This window comes from Arthrobacter sp. Dra40 (assembly GCF_059091905.1).
Genome location: NZ_JBNHHB010000282.1, coordinates 1 through 5,692, shown reverse-complemented (window position 1 = coordinate 5,692; position 5,692 = coordinate 1). Strand labels below are relative to the sequence as shown.

Genomic DNA, 5,692 nt, shown 5'->3' with positions numbered 1-5,692 from the left:
GGCCGTCGGGATACCGGAGCACCGGCTACGACGTCGGTTGGAAGTCCGTGGCGCAAAACCTCTCGGACATCAACGCGATGGGGGCCGTGCCCACGTCTTTGGTCATCAGCCTGACTCTGCCTGGGTCGACGCCGGTGGCGTGGGTTGAGGACCTGGCCGACGGGGTGGCCGAGGCGATCCGGAAACTTGGCGCGGACCGGTGCTCCGTCGTCGGCGGCGATCTGGGCCGGGGCGATGCGCTGGTGGTCACGGCGGCCGTCACCGGCGACCTGGAAGGCCGCCGCCCGGTGCTGCGCAGCGGTGCGCGTCCTGGCGACGTGGTGGCCGTGGCCGGGACGCTGGGGAAGGCGGCGGCCGGATTGTGCCTGCTCGACAGCCCGTACTTCACCGGCGAGGTCCGGGCTTCGCTGCAGGCACTGGCTCGCATCCAGTCCCGGCCTGAACCTCCGCTGCGGGCAGGCCCGGCCGCGGCAAAGGCAGGCGCCACCGCCATGATGGACGTTTCCGACGGCCTGCTCCGCGACGCTTCCCGGCTGGCCCGCGCCAGCTCCGCCTCCGTGGATCTGTCCGCGGCAGCGCTGCAGGACTTTGTTGAACCGCTACGCGAGGCAGCAAACCTGTTGGGAGCCGACCCGATGGAATGGGTGCTCGGCGGCGGAGAGGACCACGGCCTGCTGTGCACGTTCCCGCCAGCAGCTGCCTTACCCGAAGGCTTCGTGCCCCTCGGAGCGGTGCAAGAAAGCGGAACGGCCCCGGCAACTTTGGATGGCGCTGCCGTTCAGGCCAGAGGATGGGACCACTTTAATCAGTGAATCAGTACGCTCCGTCGCCGCCGATGACTGCGCGGGCAGTCCGCCAGAGAACCTGGAAATCGCCTGTCAGTGACCAATTCTCTACGTAAAAGAGGTCCAGTCGGACGCTTTCCTCCCATCCAAGATTGGAACGTCCACTGACCTGCCACAGCCCTGTCATGCCGGGCTTGGCGAGGAAGCGTCGGTGAACCTCGCTTTCGTACTGTTCAACCTCGCGGGGCAGAGGAGGGCGGGGGCCCACTAGTGACATGTGTCCGAGTAGTACGTTGATGAGCTGCGGCAGTTCATCAAGTGAATAGCGGCGGATGAATTTTCCAGGCTTTGTCACCCTGGGATCGTCCTTCATCTTAAAGAGCACCTGGTTGCCTTCGGCGCCCTGTCGTTCGGCGAGCTGAGCCAGTCGCTCTTCGGCATCGACGTGCATAGAGCGAAATTTCAGCATCTTGAATGTCTTGCCCCGGAGACCGACACGTTCCTGTACAAAGAACGCTGGGCCCGGTGACGCGACCTTGATGAGCACGCCTAGGACAATAAACACAGGAGAAAGGAAGAGGAGGAGAAAGGCAGAGCCAAGCAGGTCAAACGTTCGCTTGGCAGCTTTCTGACCCGCTTCATACGAGGGAGCTTCCACACCAATGAGTGGGAGGCCCGCTACCGGGCGAGTGTGGATTCGCGGGCCGGCTATATCGACCATCGTGGGTGCAACAATGATGTCGACCTTTGTTGGTTCCAGTTCCCACGTAATGCGCTTGACCACTTTGGCCGGTAGATCATCGCTACCGGTGAGCGCAACAGCATCGATATCGAAAGCGGCCACCATACGGCTGACTTCCCGTACGGATCCCAGTTTCGGAATGCCGGTCACGTCATCCAGATGGTCGAACCTCGTGGGTACGCAGCACCCCACGACAATGAAGCCCGAGTGTGGGTTGGCAGACATCTCCGAGGCTACGTGTTCGATGGTTCCAGGTGAACCAACCAGGAGTACTCGGCTGCAGAACAATCCGCGCTGCCGCTTCATGGCCAACCATCGCCGCCACATCGCCCGGCTGAGAAACAACGTCAGCAGGCCTAGTGGGAGCGCCACAATGAGGTAACCGCGAGCGAGGTCGAACCGCAACAGAAGGGCGGCAATCGCTACGAGTCCGAATAGGCGCAGAGTACAGTCGAAGATGCGCTTGTACTCAGTGACCGCATCGCCAAATACCCGTTCGTCATGAGTTTCGTAAACGCTGAGCAACAGCAGCCACGTCACAATCAGAACTAGAGAGAACAGGGTGTAGTTGACAAGCGTGTAGCCAGCGCCGGGCCTGATGGTTAAATTAGGGCTTTGAACGCCGAACCATAGTAGTTGAGCGCCAAAGACCGACCAGATAATGCAGACACAGTCTGTCGCGAAGAGTCGGCGGGCATAAATAGACTTCCATTGTTGCCGCATAGTCCGCGTTGTGTTCGCTGCGCGCGCTTGGTGGGGGGTAGGGCGGACGAAGCTGGATGTAGAAGACATCGATTACCGGTCCGAGTCCACGAGCGCCGGAGCCGACACCGCTGTTGTGTTCACCGCGCGAGTGTTCCGAATGCTGCGGCGCATCAGCCACAGCCCGGCCAAAGCGACAATGGCTCCCAATACGAGCCACAAGGCAATCATGGTTAGTCGGATGCCCTCGCTAGTCAAGCCTGCCTGACGCAGCCATTCAATGATAATGCCCCCCTCATGGTCCAGGAGGGCACCAACCAGTGTGGAACCCAGTAGCGGGACCAGGATGCTGATGGAGATAGCGCCGATAACTACGGTACGGAACATCCGCTTCGTTTTGGCCGTCAAAATTTCCCCCGGAGGCTCTAGAAAATAGATTGGTCGATCACGTGCGAGGTGGCCGGCAACATCAATCCCAGAAATTCTATGTCCGGTTCGTACGGAACCAAAACGTATAACCGATGCGTCGTCAGCCAATGGCTGAGATGTTATGCATCGGAGCGTGCTCAAATTTGATGGTGCGAAGCAAGGATGCGACCACTAGCTGCCCGATGATCGCCCCCGCGGTATTGGCGATGATGTCAAAGACCGAAGTCACTCGATCGGGGAGGAAATGATGTTGGCTGAGCTCGATAGAAGCAGAGACAACAGACGCCAGGAGCGTGACAAAATACCATTTGCGAAGTGGGATGATCAGGGCAAGGAACAGGCCGAGCGGTATGAACAAGAGGATGTTCGCGCTGAACTCTATGGAGGAGTAGTTCACCCACTCGGGCACACCGTGGTCATGCAATCTCTCGATGGCCTTATCTAAAAGACCTCGGACCGGACGGTCGACTTGCGTGGGCCAGAGCGCAATGAGTGCTAGGCCAGTAACGTAAACCATGATGAAGAGAACCGCTGATCCCTTGCGTGTTTCGTACACTCATTCCGCCTGAATTTTATGAAAACGCCTGGGTTTCGTTGCTGCAGGCTCCGCCAGCCAAATCTACTAGACAAGCTACTAATCCACGTTTTTCCTCAGGGCCTCGGTGAGTTGCGCTGCCGCGTTGCAGACCACCTCGGCATGCAGTCGGCCGGGTTGCCGGGTGAGCCGCTCAATCGGGCCTGAAATGGAAACAGCGGCGATGACCCGTCCCGATGGTCCGCGCACCGGCGCCGAGACCGACGCCACACCCGGCTCGCGTTCGCCAAGGCTCTGGCCCCAACCGCGGCGGCGCACCCCGGCGAGGACCGTCGGGGTGAATCGGGCGCCATGCAGACCTTCGAGCAGCCGTTCGTGGTCTTCCCAGGCCAGCAGGACCTGCGCGGCAGAGCCAGCCTTCATGGAGAGCTGCGTGCCCACCGGAATGGTGTCCCGCAAACCAATCGGCCGCTCGGCCGAGGCGACGCAAACACGGGAATCGCCTTGTCGGCGGAAGACCTGTGCGCTTTCGCCGGTGGCGTCGCGAAGGTTCATCAGGACCGGACCCGCCGCCGCAATCAGGCGGTCTTCCCCTGCAGCGGCGGCAAGTTCCACCAGCCGGCTGCCCAACACAAACCGGCCCTGCATATCCCGGCTGACCAGCCGATGATGCACCAAGGCCAGGGCAAGCCGATGCGCGGTGGGCCGGGCCAAGCCAGTAGCGGCCACTAACTGTGCCAGCGAGGTGGGGCCGGCCTCGAGCGTATCGAGCACCATGGCCGCTTTGTCGATGACACCAACACCACTAGGATTGTCCATAGAATGATATTGTCATCTCACTATTTGAGATGCAAGTCGATTCGCTGGCGGGATTCGAGCCGGTGCTGGAAGAGTTGAATCACACACTTGAAGCAGGTCTCCCGTTGGGAGACACACCTGCGTTGGTATTGATGGAGGGATCTGGCCATGGCCGGTAACACTGCGGGCATGACGCTCGCCGAAAAGGTCTGGGAGGCGCACGTGGTGCGCCGCGGCGACGGAGAAGGCGCAGCCCGCCAGCCGGACCTCCTTTTCATCGACCTTCACTTGGTGCACGAAGTAACGTCCCCGCAGGCCTTCGAGGGGCTGCGGTTGGCGGGGCGGAAGCTGCGTCGGCCGGATCTGACCATTGCCACCGAGGACCACAACACTCCCACACTGGACATCCACAAGCCGATTGCCGACCTGACCAGCCGCACCCAGATCGAGACACTGCGCGCCAACTGCCGGGAATTCGGCGTCCGCCTGCACTCGCTCGGCGATGCCGAGCAGGGGATTGTGCACGTGGTAGGTCCCCAGCTTGGACTCACCCAGCCGGGCATGACAGTGGTATGCGGCGACTCCCATACCTCCACGCACGGAGCGTTCGGCGCGCTGGCCTTCGGCATCGGAACGTCCGAGGTCGAGCACGTCATGGCGACCCAGACGCTTTCACTGAAGCCGTTCAAGACGATGGCCGTCAACGTCGAGGGCACGCTGCGTCCCGGGGTCACCGCCAAGGACATCATCCTGGCCGTCATCGCCAAGATCGGCACCGGCGGCGGGCAGGGCTACGTGCTGGAATATCGTGGTTCCGCCATCCGCGCGCTGAGCATGGAAGCCCGGATGACTATCTGCAACATGTCCATCGAAGCGGGCGCCCGGGCCGGCATGGTGGCACCGGACCAGACCACCTTCGATTACCTCAAGGGCCGTCCGCACGCACCGGAAGGTGCCGACTGGGACGCCGCCGTCGACTACTGGCAGACGCTGCGCACCGACGACGACGCCGAATTTGACGCCGAAGTCTTCCTGGACGCCGACACCCTCGAGCCTTTCGTGACCTGGGGCACCAACCCAGGGCAAGGTGTTTCCCTGTCCGAGGCGGTGCCGTCGCCGGACGACTTTGCCGACGAGAACGCCAAGGCTGCGGCGGAACGTGCGCTGGCCTACATGGGGCTCGAAGCCGGCACTCCCATGAAGGACATCCCGGTGGACACCGTCTTTCTGGGCTCCTGCACCAACAGCCGGATTGAGGACCTGCGCATTGCCGCAGACATCATCCGCGGCCGGCAGAAGGCGCCGAACGTGCGCATGATGGTGGTTCCCGGCTCGGCGCGCGTCCGGCTCGAAGCCGAAGCCGAAGGGCTGGACCAGATCTTCAAAGAGTTCGGTGCGGAGTGGCGGTTCGCCGGTTGCTCCATGTGCCTGGGCATGAACCCGGACCAGTTGGCTCCGGGGGAGCGCTGCGCTTCCACCTCCAACCGCAACTTTGAAGGGCGGCAGGGCAAGGGCGGCCGGACGCACCTGGTGTCGCCGGTCGTTGCTGCCGCCACTGCGGTGCGCGGCACCCTGAGCTCGCCCTCGGATCTGGACCCAGTCAACAACGACGCCGCCACGCGGTCTGCTGCCTAAGGAGCCTGAAGCACCATGGAGAAGTTCACCACCCATACCGGCATCGGCGTTCCCCTGCGGCAGTCC

The 5,692-nt window shown here is 62.2% G+C and carries 6 protein-coding genes; 2 read left to right on the top strand and 4 right to left on the bottom strand.

What is annotated here, in order from left to right; all coding sequences use genetic code 11:
* Nucleotides 1-812, top strand: an 812-nt coding sequence (gene thiL, locus AC5RWT_RS33930) for a thiamine-phosphate kinase (RefSeq protein ID WP_494084057.1), incomplete at its 5' end; no start/stop codon positions are given.
* Nucleotide 813: 1 nt separating this feature from the next.
* Here thiL and AC5RWT_RS33925 read toward each other — a convergent pair.
* From AC5RWT_RS33925 to AC5RWT_RS33910, 4 genes are all read right to left on the bottom strand, one after another.
* A complete protein-coding gene (locus AC5RWT_RS33925) occupies nt 814-2,250 on the bottom strand; it encodes a sugar transferase (protein WP_494084056.1) in 1,437 nt (478 codons plus the stop codon).
* A 72-nt stretch (nt 2,251-2,322) separates the two neighbouring features.
* Nucleotides 2,323-2,616 (bottom strand): hypothetical protein, encoded by a 294-nt coding sequence (locus AC5RWT_RS33920; protein WP_494084055.1) that lies wholly within the window; start codon nt 2,614-2,616, stop codon nt 2,323-2,325.
* 142 nt (nt 2,617-2,758) lie between these two features.
* Nucleotides 2,759-3,214 (bottom strand): VanZ family protein, encoded by a 456-nt coding sequence (locus AC5RWT_RS33915; RefSeq protein ID WP_494084054.1) that lies wholly within the window; start codon nt 3,212-3,214, stop codon nt 2,759-2,761.
* A gap of 78 nt (nt 3,215-3,292) precedes the next feature.
* Entirely contained in the window at nt 3,293-4,012 is a 720-nt protein-coding gene (locus AC5RWT_RS33910; RefSeq protein ID WP_494084053.1) for an IclR family transcriptional regulator, read from the bottom strand.
* Between the two features lie 147 nt (nt 4,013-4,159).
* On the opposite strand from AC5RWT_RS33910, the gene leuC reads away from it, so the two are divergent.
* Entirely contained in the window at nt 4,160-5,626 is a 1,467-nt protein-coding gene (gene leuC, locus AC5RWT_RS33905) for a 3-isopropylmalate dehydratase large subunit (RefSeq protein WP_494084052.1), read from the top strand.
* Nucleotides 5,627-5,692: the final 66 nt, after the last annotated feature.

Bases quoted from the DNA above. Each gene is read 5' to 3' on its own strand.
- AC5RWT_RS33925 (WP_494084056.1), bottom strand. From the start codon at position 2,250: ATGCGGCAACAATGGAAGTCTATTTATGCCCGCCGACTCTTCGCGACA.
- AC5RWT_RS33920 (WP_494084055.1), bottom strand. From the start codon at position 2,616: ATGTTCCGTACCGTAGTTATCGGCGCTATCTCCATCAGCATCCTGGTC.
- AC5RWT_RS33910 (WP_494084053.1), bottom strand. From the start codon at position 4,012: ATGGACAATCCTAGTGGTGTTGGTGTCATCGACAAAGCGGCCATGGTG.
- leuC (WP_494084052.1), top strand. From the start codon at position 4,160: ATGGCCGGTAACACTGCGGGCATGACGCTCGCCGAAAAGGTCTGGGAG.